General features: G+C 65.3%; 21 protein-coding genes and 1 pseudogene. 11 read left to right on the top strand and 11 right to left on the bottom strand.

Going from position 1 to position 22,069, the window contains the following annotated elements; all coding sequences use genetic code 11:
- Nucleotides 1–7: 7 nt before the first annotated feature.
- Nucleotides 8–1,444 (bottom strand): ethanolamine permease, encoded by a 1,437-nt coding sequence (eat, locus tag GUY23_RS00495; protein ID WP_166968715.1) that lies wholly within the window; start codon nt 1,442–1,444, stop codon nt 8–10.
- A 172-nt stretch (nt 1,445–1,616) separates the two neighbouring features.
- Between eat and GUY23_RS00490 the strand changes: the two genes are divergently transcribed.
- The gene (locus GUY23_RS00490; protein WP_228282613.1) at nt 1,617–2,414 is read left to right on the top strand and encodes a FadR/GntR family transcriptional regulator; all 798 of its coding nucleotides are present in this window, start codon (nt 1,617–1,619) and stop codon (nt 2,412–2,414) included.
- A gap of 52 nt (nt 2,415–2,466) precedes the next feature.
- The gene (locus GUY23_RS00485; RefSeq protein ID WP_166968713.1) at nt 2,467–3,288 is read left to right on the top strand and encodes a MerR family transcriptional regulator; all 822 of its coding nucleotides are present in this window, start codon (nt 2,467–2,469) and stop codon (nt 3,286–3,288) included.
- Nucleotides 3,289–3,310: 22 nt separating this feature from the next.
- Here the strand turns inward: GUY23_RS00485 and GUY23_RS00480 are convergent, their stop codons facing one another.
- Nucleotides 3,311–3,778, bottom strand: a complete 468-nt coding sequence (locus GUY23_RS00480; RefSeq protein ID WP_166968711.1) for a DUF2871 domain-containing protein — start codon at nt 3,776–3,778, stop codon at nt 3,311–3,313.
- A 145-nt stretch (nt 3,779–3,923) separates the two neighbouring features.
- On the opposite strand from GUY23_RS00480, the gene GUY23_RS00475 reads away from it, so the two are divergent.
- Nucleotides 3,924–4,409, top strand: coding sequence for a hypothetical protein (locus GUY23_RS00475; protein ID WP_166968709.1), 486 nt, complete (start codon nt 3,924–3,926; stop codon nt 4,407–4,409).
- A 41-nt stretch (nt 4,410–4,450) separates the two neighbouring features.
- On the opposite strand, the gene GUY23_RS00470 is transcribed toward GUY23_RS00475, so the two are convergent.
- Nucleotides 4,451–5,872 carry an 8-oxoguanine deaminase gene (locus GUY23_RS00470; RefSeq protein ID WP_166968707.1) on the bottom strand — a complete coding sequence of 474 codons (1,422 nt, stop codon included), beginning with the start codon at nt 5,870–5,872 and terminating at the stop codon, nt 4,451–4,453.
- Between the two features lie 364 nt (nt 5,873–6,236).
- On the opposite strand from GUY23_RS00470, the gene GUY23_RS00465 reads away from it, so the two are divergent.
- Nucleotides 6,237–7,847: a nucleobase:cation symporter-2 family protein gene (locus GUY23_RS00465; RefSeq protein ID WP_166968705.1), complete on the top strand. Its 1,611-nt coding sequence runs from the start codon at nt 6,237–6,239 to the stop codon at nt 7,845–7,847.
- A 67-nt stretch (nt 7,848–7,914) separates the two neighbouring features.
- Here GUY23_RS00465 and GUY23_RS00460 read toward each other — a convergent pair whose 3' ends face one another.
- The 4 genes from GUY23_RS00460 to GUY23_RS00445 form a co-directional block, all read right to left on the bottom strand.
- Nucleotides 7,915–9,981, bottom strand: a complete 2,067-nt coding sequence (locus tag GUY23_RS00460) for an HNH endonuclease signature motif containing protein (protein WP_228282611.1) — start codon at nt 9,979–9,981, stop codon at nt 7,915–7,917.
- A gap of 287 nt (nt 9,982–10,268) precedes the next feature.
- Nucleotides 10,269–10,946, bottom strand: coding sequence for an HAD family hydrolase (locus GUY23_RS00455; RefSeq protein ID WP_166968703.1), 678 nt, complete (start codon nt 10,944–10,946; stop codon nt 10,269–10,271).
- A 62-nt stretch (nt 10,947–11,008) separates the two neighbouring features.
- Nucleotides 11,009–11,758, bottom strand: a complete 750-nt coding sequence (locus tag GUY23_RS00450; RefSeq protein WP_166968702.1) for a M50 family metallopeptidase — start codon at nt 11,756–11,758, stop codon at nt 11,009–11,011.
- A 102-nt stretch (nt 11,759–11,860) separates the two neighbouring features.
- Complete coding sequence (locus tag GUY23_RS00445; protein WP_166968700.1) at nt 11,861–12,970, bottom strand: ABC transporter ATP-binding protein; 1,110 nt, start codon at nt 12,968–12,970, stop codon at nt 11,861–11,863.
- A 338-nt stretch (nt 12,971–13,308) separates the two neighbouring features.
- Between GUY23_RS00445 and GUY23_RS00440 the strand changes: the two genes are divergently transcribed.
- From GUY23_RS00440 to GUY23_RS00430, 3 genes are read left to right on the top strand one after another with little or no spacing between them, the layout of a single operon-like run.
- Nucleotides 13,309–14,550 carry an extracellular solute-binding protein gene (locus GUY23_RS00440; RefSeq protein WP_166968698.1) on the top strand — a complete coding sequence of 414 codons (1,242 nt, stop codon included), beginning with the start codon at nt 13,309–13,311 and terminating at the stop codon, nt 14,548–14,550.
- Nucleotides 14,547–15,461: a carbohydrate ABC transporter permease gene (locus GUY23_RS00435; protein WP_228282609.1), complete on the top strand. Its 915-nt coding sequence runs from the start codon at nt 14,547–14,549 to the stop codon at nt 15,459–15,461. The genes GUY23_RS00440 and GUY23_RS00435 overlap by 4 nt, the downstream gene beginning before the upstream one ends.
- Nucleotides 15,461–16,384: a carbohydrate ABC transporter permease gene (locus GUY23_RS00430; RefSeq protein ID WP_208085420.1), complete on the top strand. Its 924-nt coding sequence runs from the start codon at nt 15,461–15,463 to the stop codon at nt 16,382–16,384. Before GUY23_RS00435 ends, GUY23_RS00430 begins: the two co-directional genes overlap by 1 nt.
- Before the next feature lie 39 nt (nt 16,385–16,423).
- Here the strand turns inward: GUY23_RS00430 and GUY23_RS00425 are convergent, their stop codons facing one another.
- Complete coding sequence (locus GUY23_RS00425) at nt 16,424–17,524, bottom strand: Gfo/Idh/MocA family protein (protein WP_166968696.1); 1,101 nt, start codon at nt 17,522–17,524, stop codon at nt 16,424–16,426.
- A 146-nt stretch (nt 17,525–17,670) separates the two neighbouring features.
- Here GUY23_RS00425 and GUY23_RS00420 point away from each other — a divergent pair, with 146 nt between their 5' ends.
- From GUY23_RS00420 to GUY23_RS00410, 3 genes are read left to right on the top strand one after another with little or no spacing between them, the layout of a single operon-like run.
- Nucleotides 17,671–18,579 (top strand): PhzF family phenazine biosynthesis protein, encoded by a 909-nt coding sequence (locus tag GUY23_RS00420; RefSeq protein ID WP_208085419.1) that lies wholly within the window; start codon nt 17,671–17,673, stop codon nt 18,577–18,579.
- Nucleotides 18,576–19,544: a methyltransferase family protein gene (locus GUY23_RS00415; protein WP_166968692.1), complete on the top strand. Its 969-nt coding sequence runs from the start codon at nt 18,576–18,578 to the stop codon at nt 19,542–19,544. The genes GUY23_RS00420 and GUY23_RS00415 overlap by 4 nt, the downstream gene beginning before the upstream one ends.
- Nucleotides 19,545–19,589: 45 nt before the next feature.
- Nucleotides 19,590–20,021, top strand: a complete 432-nt coding sequence (locus GUY23_RS00410; RefSeq protein WP_166968690.1) for a YdeI/OmpD-associated family protein — start codon at nt 19,590–19,592, stop codon at nt 20,019–20,021.
- Between the two features lie 19 nt (nt 20,022–20,040).
- On the opposite strand, the pseudogene GUY23_RS00405 reads toward GUY23_RS00410, so the two are convergent.
- Nucleotides 20,041–20,423: pseudogene (locus GUY23_RS00405) on the bottom strand (VOC family protein).
- A gap of 63 nt (nt 20,424–20,486) precedes the next feature.
- On the opposite strand from GUY23_RS00405, the gene GUY23_RS00400 reads away from it, so the two are divergent.
- A complete protein-coding gene (locus GUY23_RS00400) occupies nt 20,487–20,981 on the top strand; it encodes a MarR family winged helix-turn-helix transcriptional regulator (protein ID WP_166968688.1) in 495 nt (164 codons plus the stop codon).
- Between the two features lie 47 nt (nt 20,982–21,028).
- Here the strand turns inward: GUY23_RS00400 and GUY23_RS00395 are convergent, their stop codons facing one another.
- Both GUY23_RS00395 and GUY23_RS00390 read right to left on the bottom strand, forming a co-directional pair.
- Nucleotides 21,029–21,502, bottom strand: coding sequence for a VanZ family protein (locus tag GUY23_RS00395; protein ID WP_228282607.1), 474 nt, complete (start codon nt 21,500–21,502; stop codon nt 21,029–21,031).
- Between the two features lie 93 nt (nt 21,503–21,595).
- Complete coding sequence (locus GUY23_RS00390) at nt 21,596–22,033, bottom strand: VanZ family protein (RefSeq protein WP_228282605.1); 438 nt, start codon at nt 22,031–22,033, stop codon at nt 21,596–21,598.
- Nucleotides 22,034–22,069 lie beyond the last annotated feature (36 nt).

The following is a 22,069-nucleotide window of genomic DNA, read 5'->3' as shown; positions in this document are numbered from 1 at the left end:
GTGCGGGCTATTTGAGGTCCTTCTCCGCGGCTTCGATCTGCGCGAACTCCTCTTCGGGTGCGCTCGCGACGAGGTGGTGGCGGGAGTAGAACCAGAAGTAGGCGAGCGCGATGAGGAAGACGCCCGCGGCGATGCCTGCGGCGAGGATGTCGACGAAGAAGGTGGCGATCACCGCCACCGAGGCGAGCACGAGCGCGATGGAGGTGGTCACGACGCCGCCGGGAGTGCGGTAGCCGCGGGGCAGATCGGGCTCCTTGAAACGCAGCCGGATGTGGGAGAGGTTGAGCAGGACGTAGGAGACCGTGGCACCGAAGACGGCGACGTTGAGGAGGACCCCGCCGTTGCCGTCGACGGCGATCGCGAGGATGAAGCCGATCGTGCCGGGAACGATGAGCGCGAGCACCGGGGTCTTGCGCTTGCCTGTCAGGGACAGCCACTTGGGCAGATAGCCGGCACGGGAGAGTGCGAAGAGCTGCCGGGAGTACGCGAAGATGATCGAGAAGAAGCTCGCGATGAGCCCGGCCAGGCCCGCCCAGTTGACGAAGGTCGCCAGGGCCGAGTTCTCACCGTAGATCGTGCGCAGCGCCTCGGGCAGCGGATTGTCGGAGACTCCCATCGCCGAGGCTCCAGCCAGACCGGGGACGAGAGTGAGCATGAGCGCGCCGAAGACGACGAGGATCGCCATGGCCGTGATGATGCCGCGCGGCATGTCCTTCTTCGGGTTCGCCGATTCCTCCGCAGCCAGCGGCACGCCTTCGACGGCGAGGAAGAACCAGATTCCGAAGACGAGGGAGGCGAGCAGACCGGAGACGCCCATCGGCATGAACGCGGATGAGCCGAACGAGCCGGTGGGTTCGATGTCGAAGAGGCTGCTCGCATCGAAGTGGCCGACGGCGGCGATGACGAAGACGATGAGGGCGATGACCGCGACTGCGGTGATGACGAACATCAGTCGCAGGGCTTCGCCGACGCCCCAGAGGTGGATGCCGATGAAGATCGCATAGGCGACGAGGTAGATCGTCCACGTCGGCACCGATTCGGGGAGGATGCCGAGCGCCTGGACGTAGCCGGCGATGAAGGTCGAGATCGCGGCCGGCGCCATCGTGTACTCGATGAGGATGGCCATGCCGGTGGCGAACCCGCCGAGCGGGCCGAGTGCGCGCCGGGCGAATCCGTAGCCGGCGCCGGCGGTCGGCAGTGTGGAGGAGAGTTCGGCGAGGCCGAAGACCATGCACACGTACATCAGCCCCATGAGGAGGAAGGCGATGAGCAGTCCGCCCCAGCCGCCTTCGGCCAGGCCGAGGTTCCAGCCGGAGAAGTCTCCGGAGATGACGTAGGCGACGCCGAGTCCCGCGAGGAGGATCCAGCCGGCGGCGCCCTTCTTCAGCTGCCGCTTCTCGAGGTAGTGCTCATCGACATTGCCGTATTCGATGTTCTTGCTCATGGCTGCCCCTCGGGGTTCTCGATGATCGGTGAGACGGTGGATGAGACGCTCAATGGATCAGGTTCATACCATTGACTGGGATCGAATGTAATCTGGACCACAATCGGCTGTCAAGGATTTTCTGCTTGGATGGCAGGAGACGAGCGGCAGAAAGCCAGCGAAGGAGGAGGCCGTGGATCACGCTGACAGCGGCGGTGACGAGGCGCCAGCGGCGAATGCCGAGGGGACGAGCCCTGCGGCTGAGCCCACTTCAGGGCTGGCTCCCGCCCACTCGCGCGGCGGCAACGTCTTCGAACACACGATCGCGGCACTCCTCCGCGCTATCCGCCTCGGCCAGTACCTCGTCGGCGACAAGCTTCCTGCGGAGCGCGATCTCGCCGCCCGGATCAAGGTCTCGCGGGCCACGCTCCGGCAGGCGCTGAGCGAACTCCAGACCGCCGGCATCGTCACGGTCCGGCGGGGCCGCTACGGCGGAACGTTCGTCACGAGGCTGCCCTCGGCAGGCGACGATGCGTCCGAAGGGAGCATCGATCCCGTCGAACTCGACGATGCTGTGCGGTTTCGACACGTGCTCGAAACAGCCGCCGCCCGGATCGTCGCCTCGAGGACTCTCGAGCACGCCGAGGTGGAGGCTCTCACCACGGCGGAGAGCGAGTGTCGGGAAGTGTTCGGGGCACCGGGCGAGAGCGCCGAGAAGTTCCGTGCCCTCGATGCTCGCTTCCATCTCAGCATCGCCGAACTCACGCGGATCCCCTCACTCGTGGCCGCCTCGGCGAGCACCCGTGACCGGATCAACGCCCTGCTCGATCGGATTCCGTTCATCGAGACCAATGTCGAGCACTCATGCGCCCAGCACCGTGAGATCCTCGATGCCGTCCTCGCCGGCGATCCCGACCTGGCCGCGGAACTCGCCGCTCAGCACGCGGAGGGAACCGAACAGCTCCTGCGCGGATTCCTCGAACAGCAGTGACGGCCGCGCTTACGCTGGAATGCGCTCTTGCACCTGACACTGTGGCAGGTGGGTGGATGGTATCGACGACGAAGGGATGGGGACGTTGAAGATCGGTGACTTCTCGCGGCTCGGGCAGGTGTCCGTGCGGATGCTGCGCCATTACGAGTCGCTCGGACTCCTCACCCCCGAGGCGGTCGATGAGTTCACCGGGCATCGACACTATGGTGCGGGTCAGCTGACACGGCTCAACCGCATCATGGCGCTCAACGCCCTCGGCATTCCGCTGCGATCGATCACCGGACTGCTCGACTCGGAGCTGAGTTCGGAGGCACTGGTCGAGATGCTCCACCGTCGTCGTCATCAGCTGCTGGCCGAACAATCGGCGGCAGTCGCTGCGTTGGCCGAAGTCGATTTTCGGCTGGCCCTCATCGAAAGGACGACCATGGACCACCCAGACAGCATCATCAAGGACCTGCCCCCGGAGAGGATCCTCGGACGCACAGTCCTCCTCGGCGAACCGCCGTTCGACACCTCCGAGATCGGTCCGCTGTTCGACTCTGCGGCAGACGCGATCACCGAGGCGGGAGGGGCGCCGACCATGGCAATCGGCATCTACAGTGAAACGGAGTCGGGAACCGAGGTCACCTGCGGATTCCGCACGAGCACTCCGACCGCGGACACCGGACCCGAGCTCGAGATCACCGAGCTGCCGTCGTGCACCGCGGCGACGCTCGTCCACAAAGGTCCGATGGCCCGGATCGGCGCCAGCTGGCAGCACCTGGCCGAATGGGCCCTCGCTCAGGGGTGGGAGCTCGTCGGCCCATGCCGCGAGGTCTACCTCGAGACCGGTCCTGACTGGGTCGTCGAGCTGCAACAGCCGGTCACCCGGTAGCGGAGGCTCTCCGCTCGCTCATTCAAGGCGAAGCGCACCCGTCGACCGGAGCACGGTTCGACAGAGGCGCTTCGCCTTGAGCGGCGTCGACGACCTTCTTGCGCAGGGCGAGGAAGAACAGGACGAGGCTGACGGACAGTGCGATGTGTCCGAGTCCGGCGATGCCGGCGATCATGGCGTCGGACTCTTCGCCGATGACGGTGAGCGAACCGTGCCAGACCATCATTCCCACTGTCAGGACGAGGCCTGCGTTGTAGAGCCAGAAGAACCACGAGAAGAGCTTCGACCCCGAGAGTCCGAACACCTTGTCGAGCACGAGGACGATGAGCATGACGATGAAGCCGAGCGTGAGCAGATGGGTGTGCACCACACCGAGCTGCGTGAACTCGCCTTCCGGGAAGTCGTTGGCCTTGGTGAACTCGCGGTAGAACAGGCCGGCGAGGACACCGATGATCATGTAGGCGAATGCTGCGTTGAATATCTTCTTCATGCTTCCACTTCAACAGGATCCGCACCCGCATTCCTGACCCGCAGGATTGAAGTCGGCCCCCAACTTTCGATTGATGTTCGGCCTCACACCCTCAGAAGCCCCGCTTTCGCGCGGTTCGACAGCGCTGCAGGGTTAGCCTGAAGACATGTCCATGGAGAAGCTGTTCTCGACAATCGACCGCATCGCCGGCGGCAGCAAGGCCGACATCATGGTCCCGGCCCAGAGCCTGTCGGATCCGAAGACGAAGCGGGCATTCGCCTGGATCACCTGGCTGCTCGTGTTCGAACTCGTCCTCGGCCTCGGGGCCGTGGTCTACGCGATCATCATCGCCGAGGCGGGTGAGCCCGTCCCGTTCGCCATGTGGATGCGCACGATCGTCGTCCTCGGCATGACGGCGAGCCTGTTCTACTTCTTCTGGCGCGCGACGAAGGGCCTCTACTGGGGCTACCAGCGTCTGCGCCTGTTCACGCAGATCTTCCCCGTCATCACACTCGTCATGGCCGCGATCCCTGGCCTCTACCCGGTGTGGATGATCACCGAGCAGATCGTGTTCAGCCTCGTGATGATCGGCGTCGGTGACTTCCTCACCAGCGATCACCTGCGCGAGGTGTTCAAGAAGCCCGAAAGCTGAGCGGCCGCCGGCCCTCCCCTCAACTGGCGCCGGCCCTCCCCTCACCCCGCAACGAGGCGGCGTGCCTCCTCCTGATGCGCCGCAATGAGCGCTTCCTTGTCGAGTTCGGCCCCATCCGCGCCGATCGCGCGGCCGTCGCGGACCCGCCACTGTCCGCCGACCATCACCCGGTCGGCCCTCTCCGCCCCGCAGAGCACGAGCGCGGGGATCGGATCGTGCGCACCGGAGAACTCCAGCCCGTCGAGGCGGAACATCGCCAGATCGGCCTGCTTGCCGACGTCGATCGTCCCGATATCGTCCCGACCGAGCGCCGCTGCCGATCCCTTCGTCGCCCAATCGAGGACGCGATCGCACGTGACCGCCTCGGCGCCGTAGCGCAGGCGTTGGATGTAGAGGGCCTGGCGGACCTCGCGGATGAGGTTCGAGGCATCGTTCGACGCCGAACCGTCGACGCCGAGGCCGACGCTCACTCCCGCGTCTTCGAGTTCGACGGCGCGGGCAATGCCCGAGGCCAGGCGCATATTCGAGGTCGGGCAGTGCGCGACGGAGGCACCAGCGGCACCGAGACGGCGGATCTCCTCGTCGTCGAAGTGGACACCGTGCGCTAGCCACGCGCGATCGCCCAACCAGCCGACGGATTCGAGGTAGTCGACGGTGCGCATGCCGAATCGCTCCCGGCAGAAGTCCTCTTCGTCGATGGTCTCGGCAAGATGCGTGTGGAGGCGGACGTCGAGTTCATCGGCGAGCACCGCGCTCTGCCGCATCAGCTCAGTGGTCACGGAGAACGGCGAGCACGGGGCGAAGGCGATCTGGATCTGCGCCCCGGGTCCACGTTCATGATGGGTTTCGACGAGGCGGCGGGAGTCGGTGAGGATCACCTCGGCGTTTTGCACGGTCTGCTGCGGAGGCAGGCCTCCGTCCTTCTCGCCCAGCGACATCGATCCGCGGGTGAGCATCGCCCGCATGCCGAGCGCGCGGACGACCTCGACCTCGATGTCGATGGCCTCGTCCATCCCTGTCGGGAACAGGTAGTGGTGGTCGGCTGCGGTCGTGCACCCGGATTCGAGGAGCTCCGCCATCGCCACGGTCGTCGCGAGCTCGAGAGCGCGTGGAGTCAGCCTCGCCCACACCGGATAGAGGTTCTGCAGCCACCCGAACAGCGGCAGGTCCGCGACCGGGGCCCAGGCGCGGGTGAGGGTCTGGTAGAAGTGATGGTGAGTGTTGATCAGGCCCGGTGTGATGACGTGCTCGGAGGCATCGACGATCTCGGAGACCGACTCCGCCCCACCTCGGGGTTCGCCTCCCGCCGGGATGAGTTCGACGATGGTCCCGCTGGTGCGATCGATGACGATCCCACGGGCGGCGATATCCGGATCGGCACCCGCGCCGAGGTGGACGGCCAGGGGATCTCGCAGCCACAGTCGCGCAACCGCCTCGTTGGATGGAATACCATTCTGGGTCATGTCATCGCTGGTCATTGTGTCGCCTTCCCGTTCTCGAACCGCACGTATCCGGTGAGTGGCGACAGGACTGGGGCCGACCGCCACCAGCTCAGGTTTTCCGGCGTCTGCTGCTCCGCCGTTCGATGACTCGAAGACCCGTCTCGGGCTCGATTGGCTACCCCAGGGTACGAGTCGCATCGACAGACGTGTACTCTAGCATGTGCGCCAGGTCACGAAAATGCCTTGCGGCGAGAATGGTATTCCTTTAGAGTTCTGCGATAAGGAAAATGCTTTTCACATATTGGAAACTTGAAATCAATTCCTCGGTCACCGCGATGCACCAGAGCACAACCATCACCCGAGGATGAGCTCATCGGAGAGATAGATGTCGGTATCCCAGCAGTCACCACAGGACGGGCGGGCGTCGTCGGCCGCGAAGAAGTCGCGCCGACCCGAGGACGAGCGGCTGCCCGTGGGCAGCTCGTTTGCCTACGGACTGCAGCACGTGCTCACGATGTACGGCGGCATCATCGCTGTGCCGCTCATCATCGGCAAGGCCGCCGACCTCGATGGCAACGGCATCAGCGTGCTCATTGCGTCGTGCCTGTTCATGGGTGGTCTGGCGACCATCCTGCAGTCGGTGGGAGTCCCGTTCTTCGGCTCGCAGCTGCCGCTCGTTCAGGGTGTCTCGTTCGCCGGAGTCGCCACGATGACGTCGATCCTGGCCGGCGGTGACGGTCTGCCAGCGGTCTTCGGTTCGGTGTTGGTCGCCTCGGTGATCGGGTTGATAGTGGCGCCGGCCTTTGCTCTCATCGTGAAGTTCTTTCCACCGGTGGTGACCGGCACGGTCATCACGACGATCGGCCTGTCACTCATGCCCGTCGCCGCAGGTTGGGCGATGGGCGGGGATGCGGAGGCCGCCGACTACGGAAGCATGCGCAATATCCTCATCGCTGTCGGCACGCTGGCCGTCGTGCTCATCCTCAGCCGGATCCCGGTCGCGATGGTCTCACGCCTGTCGATTCTGCTGGCCATCGTCATCGGCACGATCGGCTGCCTGGTGTTCGGTTGGGCCGATTTCTCGCATGTGCTCGATCGCGGTGTCTTCGCCTTCCCGCAGCCGTTCGCCTTCGGCATGCCGACGTTCTCGGCTGCGGCGATCATCTCGATGTTCATCGTCATCATCGTCACCTTCGCCGAGACGACTGCGGACATCATCGCCGTCGGCGAGATCGTGAAGACCAAGGTCGATTCGAAGCGCATCGCCTCGGGTCTGCGAGCCGACATGCTCTCATCGGCGGTCTCCCCCGTCTTCAACTCGTTCACGCAGTCGGCGTTCGCTCAGAACGTCGGTCTGGTCGCGATCACCGGTGTGAAGTCGCGCTTCGTCGTCACGGCCGGCGGTGCGATCCTCGTGATCCTCGGTCTGCTGCCGGTGATGGGCGGGGTCGTCGCAGCGGTGCCGTCCCCGGTGCTCGGCGGTGCGGGCATCGTCCTCTTCGGCACCGTCGCGGCCTCGGGCATCCGCACTCTCTCGAAGGTCGAATACGAGGGCAACCTCAACATGATCATCGTCGCGGTCTCGCTGGCATTCGGCATCATTCCGGTCGTCGAGCCCGACTTCTACAATTCGTTCCCGTCGTGGGTCGGCATCATCCTCCACTCGGGCATCTCCTCGGCCACTTTGATGGCCGTGCTGCTCAACCTGGTCTTCAACCACATCGGTGTGAAGGCCAAGGACCGTTCGGACCGTTCGGTCTTCGTCGCCGGCACCGGTCGAGTCATCCGCAAGGAAGAGCTGCAGAGGCTGATCGACAACGAAGCCATCCTCACCGAGGGCGACACCGTCAAGGACGGCAGGATCATCGACGGCAACGGCGAAGAGGTGCCGGTCGTCACCGACGAACAGCACGAGAAGGTCATCGAGGCGGCAAAGAAGGGCGAGGTCCGGAACCAAGACGACGTCCGCCGCCTGATCGAAGAAGACGAAGGGTAGCTGTCGGCCGGGCTGAGCGGTGCCGCGTAGGCAGGCCGGTGCCGGGCAGACAGACCGGTGCCACCACTCAGAATGGCGGTGGTTCGCCCCGATCCCATCGGGGGTCCCGATTCTCGTCGTCCGTTTCCCGCGGCCGCCGGGCCTGTCGCCCCTCGGGGGCCCCGACCGCGGTGCCCCCTTCTGCCGTAGGACCTACATCTGCCGCCGGGCCCACGTCGGCAACGGCATCATTGTCAGACCGCATTTCGGGTCCGCTCTCGTCGTCCGTCTCAAGCAGATTCGGCAGTTGGGCATAGTTCTCCACCTGTCGTGCATGCTCGGCGTTGATCGGGTTGTCCGGCGGGTACATCTTCGTCACGACACCATGGCGGAAGGCATACTCCACCGCTCCGTCGTCGGTCGACCTGACCGAGAACCTGCGGTCGGTCTTCCTCTGGTGGTCGGCTTTGCACAGCGGGTGCGTGTTGGTGAACGTCGTCTGCCCGCCCCGTGCCGGATCGTCGTGGTCGAAGGGGATGATGTGGTCGATTTCCGAGGTCTCGGCACGACGGGTGCACCCGGGAGCCGAGCACGACTGCCATTTCGCGGTCAGGGGCGCGCGCACGTCGGCCGGGATGTAGTAGCTCTTCGAGCGGGCGTCGATCGGAGTCCCCGTCGCCGGGTCCGTGAGGATCCGGTGCCAGGTCGGGCTCTGCGCGGCCAGTACTCGCACCGCTTCAGGCGGCACCGGGGCGCCGTCCGAGAACGTGCCCGGCAGCTCCGAGCGACCGATCGCCGTGAGATAGGGCACCGACACCATCATCTTCGCCTGCTCCCTCACCCACTGTCCGTGAGTGGGCATGACGAGCTTGATGATCGTCTTGACATCGTCGCCGGCGGCTGCCGCCGCCTCGGCTTCGCGCTGAGCTGTCCGTGCCGTGGAGTCGACCGCGTCCGCCGTGATGGGGTCGGTGGAGTCGGTCGTGTCGAAGGCGAACTCCTTGGTGGTGGTCTCGCCGGTGGTCGTATCGTGCGCGGTCACCGCGATGGCCATCTGCGGGGTCGCACGTGTGGCGATGTCGAACATCAGGGCAGCGATGCTGTCCTGGTCGTCCATCTCGAGGCCGCTGAGGTCCACGTCGGTGAATGCGGAGATCTGGCCGTTGCGGATCGCGCGGGCGAAGGCTTCGATGCGCAGGTAGAACGCTTTGAGCTCCACGGCCGGACCCATGAGGGTCACCGAGGCGGTGCCGTCAGGGTATGTGGTGATGTCGACGTGGCGACGCTTCGAGGCGAGCTCGGTGCGATCATCGACGGGCACGATCGCCGCGATCTTCAGGTTGAGCGACTTCCTGAAGGTTTCGAGCGTGATGTCCGCGCGACGCTCGGCCAGGTAGGCATCGAGGCGGGGAATGTATTCGAAGCTGACATCCTTGACGGCGCGAGTCGCAGAGAGCACGTGCTCGATGGTGAATTCGCCCTTGAGGCAGCGGTCGAGGAACTTCGGCAGCCCGAACACGAGCGTGATCGCGTTCGTGATCTCGTTGTAGGCGCCGTCGCTCGTTGCTCCGAGGACGGCGGCCAGCTCGGTGACTTCCTCTCGAGCGGTCAGCTCGTGGGCCCAGCTGTTGAAGGACTTGTGGAGCTGGAACTTCGGGAAGTTCGGAAGCGGCTTCGCCAGTGCTCCCTTCGTGGGCTCGATCCCAGCCGGATCGGTCGTTCCGTCCGTGCTTGCCTCACGCGATTCCGAATCGACGGAGTCGCTGTCGGTTGCGGCCCAGGGGTCGTCTTCGTCGAGCTTGTCCGTCCGGCCTCCGTCACGGACCGAAAGGAACCGCTCGGCAGTCTGGGTGAAGGTTGCGTGGTAGTAGATCTCGTTGGCGGGAGCGTAGCGCAAGCGGTCGATGACTTCGGCCAGGAACAGGCTCGCGACGGCCTGGTACTCGGCGATCTTGGCGCCTGAACTCAGGCGGGCGATGCTCGCGACCACCGCCATAGGCGAATCCGGATCGACATCGAGGCGGCGCGGCGAATCGGAGCCGACGATGGGCCGAGCGGAGGGCGAGACCGTAGTCTCGTCGGCCTCTCCGTCGTGGTCGGAGGCGGGGTTGAGATCGTCGTCATCCAGATTATGGGGGTCCTGCGAATCCTTCATCGGTCTCACCGCCTTTCACGTCGATGTGAATGTCTGAGATCAATTCTACCTCAGAACTGAAGAAATGAATGTCACAATTCGATTACCAATCGAACAGCTCATGTGTTCATTGCTGTGTACTGATTTTTGATGAAGCAGAACGATGAACGGATGCGAATCAGCAAACAATGCGAAGCATCAATCGATTCATATTTTGAGAGGTTTCGAAGTCGAATCAACACCCGTCGCCACCCCCAGCACCCGTCGCCGTTGCCAGCACCGGTCGGCAGCGCCATCACCGACGAGAACTAGTCGACCAACAGCCCTGGCAGCAGCTCCATCGATGGGAAGACTGCGTCGGCACCGGCCGCCAGCAGAGTTTCGGGGGTCTGATGAACGGGTGAGTCCGGGCAGAACCCGAGCACATGGGATCCTGCAGCGGCACCGGCGATGACGCCGGTCGGGGAATCCTCGATCACGGCCGCCTCGGCGGGATCGATGCCCAACGCCTCGGCCGCGGCCAGGTAGACGTCGGGGGCAGGTTTCGAACGTGGGAGCTCCATTCCGGAGAAGATCCGCCCGTCGAAGGCGTCGAAGAGGCCGACCTTCCGCAGCTGGAGTTCGATCTTCGGTCGGTCCGCGCTCGAGGCACAGGCGATCACGCCCGGATAGTCCTCCGCGATCCGCTGGACCGCGCCGACGACACCCGGAATGGCCTGGAGCGATGTGGCAAGCTCGGCGTTGCGTCGGCCGCGGAACTCATTCATCCAGGCGTCGTCGATGCGATAGCCCGTGTGCTCTTCGATGACGTCGACCTCATCGCGGAGCATCTTGCCGACGAAGCGTGCAATGCACTCCTCCGGCGTCAGCTGCCACCCGAGTTCGACGAGCATTCCGTGCAGGACTCCGTTGGTGATGCTCTCGGAATCGACGAGCACGCCGTCGCAGTCGAACAGAACGGCGGAGTATTTCGGGTAAGCGGCCATGCTCCGATTGTGCCATCCGCCTCTGACACAGGATCACGGCCGGCTGCGCAGGCCGCCCGCTCCTACACCCCGCCGACCGTGATCGCCTCGTACAGCACCCGCGCGGAGACAAGGGCGCAGACGACGATGACCAGCGCGAACAGCGACAACCAGCCGCCTGCCGGCAGGCTCGACCCCTGCGCGAGGATGAAGGCGTCCGACTGCTGCACATGGCGCCGGCGGGTGTGGACGCGGATGACCTTGACGAGATCCTTGAGCGAGCCGATCGCCAGTCCCGTGCCCAACGCCGCGACGAAGACCGAGATCCATTCGAGCGGCAGGAAGACGACGACGAGCTGGGCTGCCACCGCCGTGATCACCGCGATCACCGCGCCCGCGAGGTTGCGGATGAAGATGAGCGCCACGAGCAGGATGAGCGCTCCCACCGACAGCGCCAAAGGCGCCCAGCCGTAGACCGCCGAGGTGATGAGCACGAGCCCGAGCACGCCCGGTGCCGGATACCCCCAGAACCCCGCCCACGTGGCCGAGAACCCGACCTTTCCGAACGAGTTCATCTGCCCGGAATGGTCGAAGTTGAGCGAGATCCCCTTGACCACACGGCCCGTCATCAGCGCCGCGAAGGCGTGGCCGAGTTCGTGGACGAAGGTGACGAAGAGGCCGAAGAACCGCCAGATCCCCGGGGTCAGCGTCACGATCAGGGGGACGCCGATGACGATCACGAGCCGGAGAACATCGAGCTCGAGCCCGTCCTGCCGCCCGAAACCGGAGGTGATCGCATCCCACCACGTCGTCACTGCCTGGTTGAAGTCCATAGCGGTTCAGTGTACGAAGACACCCTGAACGACGTCCTCAGGCGATCGCCAGAATCACCTCAGGAGCGATCGCCTCACCTGCCCTGCTGCTGGCCGGCCGTATTACCTGACCAGCTGTTCGGTCTGGGCGTCGAAGACGTGGACGAGCCGGGGATCGACGCGGAAGGTCATCCGCTCCCCGCGCCGAGGTGCCCCGCCCTTGGTCAGGCGCGCGACGACCGGCTTCTCCCCGATCCGCAGGGGGTCCTGGTCAGGCGTGGTCCCGTACACGAAGGTGTCCGAGCCGAGCTCTTCGACCAGCGAGATCTCGATCTCGAGCAGGTTCTCCCCCGCCGAGGCGGCAGAGACATCATCGGCCACGACGAGATCCTCGGGACGGATTCCGAGGACGATGTCCTCTCCCGAGTCCGGGAGATCATCCGGCAGGGCCACCGAGATCCCGGCGCCGACGGCGGTCCCGTCGGGCCGCCTCGTCGCGGGGATGAGATTCATCGTCGGCGAGCCGATGAACGCGGCGACGAACAGCGTCGCCGGGGAATTGTAGAGCTCGCGCGGGGTGCCGACCTGTTCGACGCGTCCCTCGTTCATCACCACGACGCGATCGCCCATCGTCATCGCCTCGGTCTGGTCGTGAGTGACGTAGACGGTCGTCACGCCGAGCTTGCGCTGCAGCGCGGAGATCTGTGCGCGCGTCTGCACACGCAGCTTCGCATCGAGGTTCGACAGCGGTTCGTCCATGAGGAAGACCTGCGGGCGCCGGACGATCGCACGACCCATCGCCACCCGCTGCCGCTGCCCGCCGGACAGCGCCTTGGGTTTGCGATCGAGGAGGTCGTCGAGTTCGAGCATGGCGGCCGCCTCGGCGACGAGTTCACGGCGGCGGTCCTTGGCCACGCCCGTGTTCTTCAACGAGAACTCCATGTTCTCGGACACCGTCATATGCGGGTAGAGGGCATAGGACTGGAAGACCATCGCGACGTCGCGGACCTTCGCCGAGACGTCGGTGACGTCCTGACCGTCGAAGAGGATGCTGCCCTCGGTCGGGAACTCGAGTCCGGCGAGCATCCGCAGGGTCGTCGACTTCCCGCAGCCCGAGGGTCCGACGAGGACGAGGAACTCACCATCAGCGATCTCGAGGTCGACATCAGAGACAGCAGGGCGATCCGTGCCCGGATAGTTCAGCGCCACGTCCCGCAGAGACACATCAACCATGTTCGCCCTCGATCCTCTTCGTCATCCTCGACACCACTCACTCCTCGACACTGCGCCCTCCTCGACACCTGCAGACTACCGCAATTGAGCACAAGAATGATCGTGTAACCGATAAATACGGCAGTGTGATGATCGATTTTCGATCAATTACTGCATAAACACGATCTTACACTTGACCTTGTGACTGCCCTCACACCATACTTTCATTCATCACACAGTTCTGGTCAACGCGGACCTGCGAGACCGGCGGAACCCGGAACCCCGACATACCGAGCCGACACAGCCACCGATGACGGACGCAGAGCGATCCCAGAGAAGACGGGAACAGAGATCAGACCATGAGAAGAACACGCACCCTCGCTGCCATCGCCGCCACGGCAGCACTGACACTGACCGTCTCCGGCTGCGGATTCGGCGGATCCGGCTCCGACTCCGATTCCGGCAAGACCACCCTCGACTTCCTCGTCCCCACGTATTCGGATGCCACGAAGGGCCTGTGGCAGGACGTCATCGACGGCTTCGAGAAGGAGAACGAGGACATCTCGGTCAACCTCGAGGTCCAGTCCTGGGACAACCTCGAGAAGGTCGTGTCCACGAAGATCCAGGCCGGTGAGGCCCCCGACATCTACAACGGCGGCCCCTTCGCCGGCTTCGCCTCCGACGAACTGCTCTACAAGGCCGAGGACGTCACGAGTCCCGAGACCTACAAGAACTTCGACGAAGGCTTCCTCGACAACGAGACCCTCGACGGCACCGCCTATGCCCTGCCGCTCATCGCCTCGACGCGGGCCCTGTTCGTCAACAACGAACTCCTCGACAAGGCAGGAGTGAAAGAGGCCCCGAAGGACTGGGACGAACTCCTCGACGCCTCGAAGAAGGTCTCCGAACTCGGCGGCGGCGTCGCCGGCTACGGCATGCCCCTGGGCTCCGAAGAGGCACAGGCCGAAGCCGCGATCTGGCTGTGGGGCGCCGGAGGCAGCTTCGGCGACGAGAAGACGATCACGATCGACACTCCTGAGAACCTCGAGGGTGCGAAGCAGATCAAGAAGATGATCGACGAAGGCGCCACCCAGGACGATCCGGGCTCCTCCCAGCGCACCCCGCTGCTCGACATCTTCGTCCAGGGCAAGATCGGCATGCAGGTCGGCCTGCCCCCGACGGTCGGTCAGATCAAGGACTCGAACCCCGACCTCGACTACTCGGTCGTTCCGATCCCGACGAAGGACGGCGAACCGATGACCCTCGGCGTCGGTGACCAGCTCATGGCGTTCCAGAACGACGGCGACAAGGCCGAGGCGATCACGAAGTTCTTCGACTACTACTACGCCGACGACAACTACCTGCCCTGGGTCGAAGCCGAAGGCTTCCTGCCGGTGACGAAGTCCGGTGCGAAGGAACTCGCCGACAACGAAGATCTCAAGCCGTTCCTCGACACCATGCCCGACGCGCAGTTCTACCCGTCGACGAACTCGAAGTGGTCGGCCACCGACGGCGCGTTCAAGTCGACGTTCGGTCAGCTCGAGTCGAAGTCCGCCGAGGATGTGCTCAAGTCGATCCAGGACCAGGTCGACCAAGGGTGAGCCGACGAGGAAGCCGCGACCGCACCACGACCACGTGGCGCGACACGCTCAAGGCCCTGCCGTGGCTGGCCCCGGCACTCATCCTCATCGTCGGCGTCGTGTTCTTCCCCGCCGGGCTGATGATCTTCAACTCGACCCGGGACATCGCGATCTCCGGGCTCGACAAGGGCTCGGTCGGCTTCGCCAACTACGCCGAGCTCTTCGCCTTCGACCAGTTCTGGCCGATCATCGTGCGCACGATCGTCTGGGTCGTCGCCGTCGTCGGCCTCGCCGTCGTCATCTCCTTGGGACTCGCGCAGATACTCGACAAGGCCTTCCCCGGCCGGCAGCTCGTCCGGCTGGCCGTGATCATCCCGTGGGCCGCCTCGGTGGTGATGACGACGATGGTCTTCTACTACGGACTCGAACCCTACTTCGGCGTGGTGAATAAGTTCCTCGTCGATGTCGGACTCGTCGACAACCCGGCCGGCTACGGTTGGACGAAGAATCCGACGACGGGTTTCCTGTGGTCGATCGTCATCGCCGTCTTCGTGTCCCTGCCCTTCACCACCTACACCCTGCTCGCGGGCCTGGCCACGATCCCCAGGGAGACCATCGAGGCAGCACGGATGGACAGCGCCGGACCGTGGCGCACCTACTTCGCCGTCATCCTCCCGCAGCTGCGCGGAGCGCTGAGCGTGGCGGTGCTCATCAACATCATCAACGTGTTCAACTCGCTGCCGATCCTCAAGGTCATGACGGGGTCGATCCCCGGCTACGGCGCGGACACGATCATGACGATGATCTTCAAATACATCGAGATCCAACACAAGGTCGACGTCGCGAGCGCCCTGTCGGTGATCGGCTTCCTCATCGTCATCCTCGTCGTCATCGTCTACGTCAGAGTCGTCAAACCCATGCAGGAGGTCTGATGGCCACGGACACGACCCCGGCCCCGCACGCAGCCGCACGCCCGCACGGGAACGGTGCGCCGCCTCGGCGACGGAAGAGGTACACCGCTGACAAGGTGCCCTTGGGCACCGTGATCGGGCGGATGATCGTGGGACTCCTCGTCTTCGCGGTCTTCGTCCTGCCCTACCTCATCATGTTCTTCGGCTCCGTGAAGACGAAGTCACAGATCAGGTCCGTCGAACCGACGTACCTGCCGCAGGAATGGCACTGGGAGAACTTCGTCGACATGTGGTCGACGCCGGAGACCCCGCTGGTGCAGAACATGATCTCGACGGTGATCATCGCCGTGTGCGCGACCCTGCTCGTGCTCATCGTGGCCCTGCCCGCCGCCTACTACACGGCGCGGTTCAGGTTCCCGGGCCGGATGGTGTTCATGTTCCTGGTCATCGTGACCCAGATGCTGCAGCCCGCGGTGCTCACCTCCGGCCTGTTCCGCCAGTTCTCGCTGCTGGGGATGAACGACACGTGGGCGGCGATGATCTTCGTCAACGCCGCATTCAACCTCTCCTTCGCGACGTGGATCATGCACTCGTTCTTCGCCGGCATCCCCAAAGAGATCGACGAGGCGGCCCGGCTCGACGGGGCGTCCCAGCTGGCCGTCCTGTTCCGGATCAACCTCCCCCTCGTGTGGCCGGGGATCGTCACGGCGATCGTGTTCACGTTCGTCGCCTGCTGGAACGAGTTCGCCGCCTCGCTCGTCATCCTCTCCACGGCCGGCAATCAGCCGATCTCCGTGGCGCTGACGAAGTTCGTGGGCCAGTACGAGACGAGCTGGCAGTACGTCTTCGGAGTCTCGATCGTCGGCATCCTGCCCGTCGTCATCCTCTTCATGCTCATCGAGAAGCGCCTCGTCGGCGGGCTCACCGCGGGCAGCGTGAAGTAAAGACGGCGAGAAGCAGAGGCAGGGTAACGATCTCCCCGCTCACACCTCGTCGACGTCGACCCAGGATCGGGTCGCGGCGGATCGGAGCACCGCCTCGGTGACGAGCACCGCGCGGACTCCGTCGCGCAGGGTCGGCAGGCCTTCGGGCCGGTCGCCACAGAAGTGCGCATAGGAGTCGGCGACGAAGGAGTTGAAGGCGTCCTGGTAGCCCTGCGGGTGGCCGGCCGGCACCGCGCACAGTCGGGCGGCGTCGGCGGTGAGCGCATCGGGGTCCCGGACGAGGAGGCGGCTCTCGGCCCGACGGCCGAGCCACAGTCGCTCCGGCTGCTCCTGATCGAAGCGCATGCTCGCCTCGGTGCCGGCGATCTCCACGTTCAGGGAGTTCTTCCGGCCGGGAGCGGCCTGGGAGACCAGCAGCGAGCCGATGGCACCGCCGGAGAACTCGGCGGTGATGGCGACGGTGTCCTCTGTCGTCACGGTGGCCCCGCCTCGGCGAGGGTGGACGGTCCGCGTCGTCGCCACGAGCGAGGCGATGCGGTCGCCGATGATGAACTCGATGAGGTCGACGAGGTGGGAGCCGATGTCGGCGAAGGCGCGCGAGGGCCCGCCGCGGGCGGATTCGACCCGCCAGTTCTCGTCCTCGGCACTCACAAGCCAGTCCTGGAGGTATCCCGCGTCGACGGTGAGCAGCCAACCGGCCTCGCCTGCGCGGAAGCGGGCGCGGGCCTCCCGGACCATCGGATGATAGCGGTAGACGAAGGGGACGGTGCCCGTCACTCCGGTCTCCTCGGCGCGGGCGAGGACGGCGCGAGCAGATCGGGAATCGGTGGCCAGGGGCTTCTCGCAGATGAGCGCCGAACCGGCGTCGAGGACTCGCAGCGACTGTTCGGCATGGACGTCGTTGGGGGTGCACACGTGGACGACGTCGAGGCAGCGGTCGATGAGGTCATCCGCGGAGCCGGAGTGCGCGAATCCGAGTTCGGCCGCCGCCCGGGCGCTGCCCGAGGGTGAGGAGGTGGCCACGGAATCGAGGACGGCACCGGCCGAGCGCGCGGCCAGGCTGTGGACGCTGCCCATGAATCCGCCGCCGAGGACACCGATGCGCAGTGCGCGACCGTCTGCTGAGACTTCTCCGACCATGCCTCATTATGCAATCGCCGATCGCGGCGCGTCGACCCGACCATGAGGCAATCCACGGCCGTTCCCGCCTGGCCCTTTACACTGGATGACAGTGGTCGCGCAATCCCCCATTCGCAGCGCGTGCCACAACTCGCGAAGGAGTGTCATTGCCTCAACTACGACGATTCGCCCAGGTCGACGTCTTCTCCGCTGTTCCCTTCCGCGGCAACCCAGTCGCCGTCGTCCTCGAAGCCGACGGCCTGTCTGACGAGCAGATGGCCCGGATCGCGAACTGGACCAACCTGTCCGAGACCACTTTCGTCCTCTCCCCCACCGTTCCCGCCGCCGACTATCGCCTGCGGATCTTCACCCCGCGCCGCGAGCTGCCCTTCGCCGGCCACCCCACCCTCGGTTCGGCCGCGGCCTGGCTCGACGCCGGCGGCACCCCGGCCCAGGAGGGACGGATCGTCCAGGAATGCGGTGCCGGACTCGTCGACATTCGCCGAGGCGGTCCCGCCTCCCCGTCGACCGATTCCTCAGTGTCCCCGACTGGCGAAACGCCCGAGACTCTCGCCTTCGCCGCTCCGAAGCGGCTGCGCACCGGCGAACTCGACGACGCTTATGTGGGCGACATCGCGCGCGCCCTCGGCATCGATCGCAGCGAGATCCTCGACCACCAGTGGGTCGACAACGGTCCCGGCTGGGCCGCCGTCCGCCTGGCTACCGCCGAGCAGGTGCTCGCGCTCACGCCCGACTTCTCCGGAATCCCCGACGCCAAGCTCGGCGTCTTCGGCGCTCATCCGGAGGGCTCGGAGCACGAATACGAGATCCGCGCCTTCGTGCCCGGTGTCGGCGTGGGCGAGGACCCGGTCACCGGCAGCCTCAACGCCGCGGTCGCGCAGTGGCTCATCGGCGCAGGGCTCGCCCCGGATTCCTACACGACGACACAGGGCACGGCGCTCGGTCGGGCCGGGATCGTCTCGATCTCAAGTGAGGGTTCAGGCTCGACCGAGGACGACGAGATCTGGGTCGGCGGCGCCACGAGCGTCTGCATCCGTGGGACGGTGACCGCATGAGCCGCCATCTCACGAGTGTGAACAAGCCGAAGAAGCGACTGCGGATCTTCCACGGTCGCATGTACTTCGCCCTCCAGGCTCTCGCCGGTGCAGCATGGTGGCTGGGCACCGCGACGATTCCCGCGGTGCAGTCGGCGACGCTCGGCGGCATCGACCCGCTGTTGGTCGCCTTCGTCGATATCCCGCTCTTCGTCATCGCCTCGGCGCTGGCGGCGATGAACTTCCGGTGGGCCGTGTGGATCGCCGCAGGCTGGAGCGTGCTCGTCGCGCTCGGCATGGTCATCTATGCCACCGTCACCACCGAGGCGGGACTCGGTGCCGTGCTCATGATCCTCGCCGCACTCGGCAGCGTGATCGCGGGTGCGCTCATTCTGCTCGGGCGCGTCCCCTCGGACTGGCTGCTCAAGGGCCCGTTCGCCTTCCACAGTTCGCACACGCGGGTGCGTTCGCGCCTGCTCGTGCACACGACGATTCAGATCGTCGTGTTCTGGGGCGTGTTCCTCGTGATCATTCCGCTGATCATCAACTCCTTCGAGGACCGCTGGCAGCTGTCCTACAAGTTCCCGATCCTGCTCGCCGTCGCAGGCTTCGCCCTGCTCGCGTTCTCCAGCGTCATCGGCGTGTGGTCGGCACGGGCGATCGCGAACTTCGGTTCGGGCACCCCGCTGCCGTCGCAGATGGCCCACCATCTCGTCGCCCGCGGGCCCTACGCCTTCGTCCGCAATCCCATGGCCATTGCCGGCATCGCCCAGGGGGTGTCGATGGGCCTGCTCATCGGCTCATGGCTGGTCGTCGTCTACGCGCTCATCGGTTCGCTGCTGTGGAACTGGCTGATCCGCCCCCATGAGGAGGCCGATCTGTACGAGCGCTTCGGTGACGAGTACCGCGAATACGCCAGGCGTGTGGACTGCTGGTGGCCGCGGTTCTCCGGAACCTCCGGGTCGGCGCTTGCCGACGAGGAGTGATCGGCCTACGCTCGAGCGATACCGACCACTCACTGAGGAGCCTCCATGGTCACATTCACCACTGAACTGCTCAGTCAGGGCAACAACGTCGGCATCGAGGTCCCCGAGGAGGTCGTGCTCGGCTTCGGCGTCGGCAAACGGGTGCCGGTCATCGTCACGATCGAGGGCTATTCCTATCCGTCGACGACGGCGGTGATGGGCGGGAAGTACCTGCTCCCGCTGGCCAAGGAGCACCGCGAGAAGATCGGCGTGACCGGCGGGGAGACCCACGACGTCACCCTCACCCACGACACCTCGAACCGGGAGACGCCGGTTCCCGATTCCCTCGCCGAGGCTCTCGCCGCCGCCGGCGTGCGTGAAGCCTTCGATGCACTCGCTCCCTCGAAACGCAAGGAGCATGTGCGGCAGGTGACCTCGGCGAAGGCCGAGGAGACCCGCGATCGCCGGATCGCGAAGATCGTCGACTCGCTCAGCTGAGCGGCCACCGGGCTGACACTCACCCCGCGTCGTGCATGGTCACCGCATAGCCGTCGAGATCGGCGATTGTGAAGGTCAGACCGAAGGGGCTGGGAGCCGGCGCACGGAGGATCTCGACCTCCGCCTCGGCGAGGGAATTGTGCAGCGCCTGCGCATCATCGCACCTCAGCCACAATGCCACCCGTTTCCCGGGCGATCACCCGAGTCGAGAGCGACGCCGGGAAGCGGCTCGCGCACCGCGAAGGGGATCGGCGAGGTGGTGAAGACGACCGCTCCGGGAGGTGCGGCAGCAGCCCGAGTGAGCCCGAGCTTCGATTCGTAGAACCGCGCGGCCGCTTCCACATCACGCACCTGCAGGGCGATGAAATCCGGACCGCTGACAGTGCCGACTGACGTACTCATGATGTTCTCCTTCTCATATATGTCAGTATCCTGACATATATGAACGTATGTCAGAATACTTACATGAGTCAAGAGCAGAGCGGTCGGACGTCGAAGGGGACCGGGCCGGAGGGCACGGAGGCAGAGGACCTCGAGTCTCTCCTCGGATATCAGCTCAAGCACCTGCAGACGGCACTGCGATCGCGGATGGACGAGACGCTGCGCCCACTGGAGCTGACCACGCCGCAGTACAACTGTCTCGAGCAGCTGCGCAGGTCACCGGGAGCGTCGAATTCCGAACTCGCACGCGGCGCCTTCGTCACCCGGCAGACGATGAATACGCTGCTGCGCGGACTGCAGGAGCGGGAGCTGATCACGAGACCGGCGAAAGCCGAATCCGGGCGCATCTTGCCCACCCGTCTCACCCCGGCGGGCGAAGCACTGCTCGCTCAGGCAGTGTCCCGGGTCGAGGTGGTGACCACCCGCATGGTCTCACCGCTCGACGAGGAGACACGCACGCAGATCACCGAGGCGCTCGGACTGTGCATCGCCGCCCTCGAGGAGCCGGAGGACGGCTGAGGGGAGAACCGGAAGCGGAGTGCCACCCAGAACCGCCGGCAGGCCACCTAGACGGCCGCGAGCTCCCGCCGCGTGTCGTTCCGCGTCCTCCGCGGCGGCCACGCTGCCATGCAGCACAACCCGAGCAGGGCGCCGATGCCGGCGCCGAGCGTGTTCGTCACGAGGTCGCTGAGCGTAGCGAAGCGGGTCTGCGTGAGCACGGTGCCCTGGAAGATCTCGATGGCGGCGCTGAAGCTTGCGCCGAAGACGAACCCGAGCCACCAACGCCTCAGTCCGAAGTGGAGGGCGGCGAGGAATCCGAAGGGAATGAACATCGCCACATTGCCGAGCTTTTCGACCCTCTCGTACGTCAGCCAGGACGTCTCCCGGTGCGCGGCGAAGAGGTCGAGCGCGTGCCCGATGAGAGTGTCCGGGCCGGTCCCCAGCTGCTGCGGGGTCAGCGTGATGGCGGCGATGAAGAGGGTGTAGAGAACAAGAAGGGCCAGCGGCGCACCAGTCGTGCGCTGATCTCGATCTGTCATCACGACCAATCTACGTGCCCATCCTTGGCGCATCCTCAATCGCGGATGCGAATCCGATCCGCGATCGTCGCCGTGATCACGATCGCGAACCCGTCACCGAACCTCGTGGTCGATGGGAACGTCGTGCCGCCTCGGCGGCCAGATGATCATGCCGATGAGGGCAAGCACCGCACCGATGCCCGCGCCGAGGCTGTTCGTCACGAGATCGCTGACCGTGGCGAATCGTGTGGCTGAGAGCAGGGTGGCCTGCGTGCCCTCGATGAGGCACGTGAAGGCGATGCCCGTGACCCAGCCGAGCCACCAGCGGCGACGTCCGGCCTGAAGGGAGACGAGGAAGCCGAAGGGGACGAACATCCCCACATTCGCGAGCTCCTCGAGGATGTCGTAGTCGATCCACGCCGTGAGCCGGTGGGAGGCGAGGAAGTCGAGCAGCCCCGCGATGAACGAACCAGGGCTCGTGTCCAGCTGTTGGGGCGAGAGAGTGACGAGACCGATGAAGATCGTGTAGAGGATGAGCAGTGCCAAGGGCACCGTCCGCACACTCCTCTGCGCACCTGTCATCGGTCT

The organism is Brevibacterium atlanticum (assembly GCF_011617245.1).
Lineage (GTDB): Bacteria > Actinomycetota > Actinomycetes > Actinomycetales > Brevibacteriaceae > Brevibacterium > Brevibacterium atlanticum.
Note: the sequence above shows the minus strand (reverse complement) of the source record. Positions and strands in the feature narration are given on the sequence as shown.